Source organism: Corallococcus sp. RDP092CA (genome assembly GCF_041903675.1).
Lineage (GTDB): Bacteria > Myxococcota > Myxococcia > Myxococcales > Myxococcaceae > Corallococcus.
The window spans coordinates 1-2,409 of sequence record NZ_JAYESI010000080.1 but is presented as its reverse complement, the minus strand read 5'-3'; the positions used below and the strand labels follow the sequence as shown (position 1 = coordinate 2,409).

General features: G+C 70.4%; 1 protein-coding gene. It reads left to right on the top strand.

What is annotated here, in order from left to right:
• Positions 1-8 precede the first annotated feature (8 nt).
• A partial coding sequence (locus tag U8525_RS34210; RefSeq protein ID WP_374270933.1) for a condensation domain-containing protein occupies positions 9-2,409 on the top strand: 2,401 nt, incomplete at its 3' end.

Below are 2,409 nucleotides of genomic sequence, written 5' to 3'. Positions count from 1 at the left end.
GGGAGGAGGTGCCGAACATCGGCCGTCCGCTCAGCAACACGCGGGCGTACGTGCTGGACAGGTACCTGCAACCGGTGCCGGTGGGAGTGGCGGGGGAGTTGTTCCTTGCGGGGGAGGGGCAGGCGCGAGGGTACCTGCTGAGGCCGGAGCTGACGGCGGAGAGGTTCCTGCCGGAGGTGTACGGCCCCGAGGGCAGCCGGATGTACCGCACGGGGGACCGGGTGCGGTACCGAGGGGACGGGGTGCTGGAGTACCTGGGGCGGGTGGACTTCCAGGTGAAGGTGCGGGGCTTCCGCATCGAGCTGGGGGAGGTGGAGTCCGCGCTGAGGCAGCAGGAGGCGGTGAAGGAAGCGGTGGTGGTGGCGAAGGGGGAGGGAGCGGAGAAGAGGCTCGTGGCGTACGTGGTGCCGAAGGCGGGCGCGACGCTGGACGCCGACGCCCTGAAGGTGAGCCTGCGCCAGCGGCTGCCGGAGTACATGGTGCCGGGGGCAGTGGTGGTGCTGGAGGCGCTGCCGCTCAACGCGAACGGGAAGGTGGAGCGCAAGGGGCTACCGGAGCCGGAGGCGCCGGCCTCCACGCACCAGTACGTGGCCCCGCGCACGGAGGGGGAGGCGAAGCTGGCGGCCATCTGGGCGGAGGTGCTGCGGGTGCCGCGGGTGGGCGCGAAGGACGACTTCTTCGCGCTGGGCGGGCACTCGCTGCTCGCGATGCAGGTCGCGTCGCGTGTGCGCGTGGAACTTGCGAGCGAAGTTCCCCTGCGCGTGCTGTTCGAGGCGACGACGGTGGAGGCCCTGGCTGCTCGGCTGGCGGAGGGCGTCCAGCACAGCGGTCCTCGTCTGACGCGCACGTCGCGCAACGCACCGCAGGGTTTGTCCTTCGCGCAGCAGCGCCTGTGGTTCATCGATCAGCTCGAACCGGGAAGCCCCCTCTACAACATGCCGGTCGCGATGCGGCTGGAGGGCACGCTGAACGTGGACGTGCTGGAGCGCGCACTGGGGGAAGTGGTGCGTCGCCACGAGGCGTTGCGCACGACGTTCGTGGACGGGCCCGCCGGGCCGGTCCAGCGCGTCTGGCCAGAGGTCGGCTTGTCGATGGCGGTGCGGGACCTGTCGCAGGCCGCCGAGCCCGAGCGCGAGTCCCTGGCGCGGGAGCGCATCGAGAAGGAGATCCTTCGTCCCTTCGACCTCGCGAACGGCCCGCTCCTGCGGGTGCTGTTGCTGAAGCTGGGGGAGCAGCGTCACGTCCTCGTGGTGACGATGCACCACATCGTGTCGGACGGCTGGTCGCTGGACGTGCTCGTGAGAGAGGTCGCGACGCTCTATGGCGCGTTCGCGCAGGGGGGGGCGTCGCCGCTGGCTCCGCTGCGGATGCAGTACGCGGACTACGCGGCGTGGCAGCGGGACTGGTTGCAGGGAGAGGTGCTGGAGAAGCAGCTCGGGTACTGGCGTGAGCAGCTTCGCGGCGCGCCGCCCGCGCTGGAGCTTCCGACGGACAAGCCGCGCCCGGCCATGCGGGCCTACCGGGGGGCGCAGCGGAGCGTCGTGTTCTCTCGCGAGCTGACGGAGGCCTTGAAGGCGCTGGGCCGGAAGGAAGGGGCCTCGCTCTTCATGGTGCTGCTGGCGGCGTGGCAGACGGTGCTGTCCCGGTACTCGGGACAGGATGACGTGAGCGTGGGAACGCCGATGGCGGGCCGGACGCGCGCGGAGCTGGAAGAGCTCATCGGTGTCTTCGTGAACACGCTGGTGCTGCGCACCCGGTTCGCGCCCGGGATGACCTTCCGCGCGCTCGTGCATCAGGTGCGGGAGACGGTCCTGGGGGCGACGGAGCACCAGGACCTGCCCTTCGAGCGGCTGGTGGAGGCGCTCCAGCCCGTGCGTGACATGGCACGCAGTCCGCTGTTCCAGGCGATGTTCGTCCTGCAGAACGCCTCTCGCGGGCCCGTGACGGTGCAGGGCCTGAAGATGCAGGCCCTGGATCTGGATACGCGCACGGCGAAGTTCGACCTGCTGATGCAGGTGTCGGAGACGGCGGAGGGCCTGCGGGGCTACCTGGAGTACGACGCGGACCTCTTCCTGCCGGAAACGATGGCGCGGATGGTGGAGCACCTGCGCGTGCTCCTGGAAGACGTGGTCGCACGTCCCGCCGTGGCCGTGGAAGCGTTGTCCTGGCTGACGGAGGGAGAGCGCAAGCAGTTGCTGGTGGAGTGGAACGAGACGAAGGCCGAAGCGCTGGTGGGCGTGGGGATGCACTCGGCGTTCGAGGCGCAGGCGAGGAGGACGCCGGAGTCGGTGGCGGTCGACTTCGAGGGGAGGGAGCTGAGGTACGCGGAGCTGGAGGCGAAGGCGAACCAGCTGGCGCGGCACCTGGTGAAGCAGGGGGTGAAGCCCGAGGAGCGGGTGGGCCTGTACG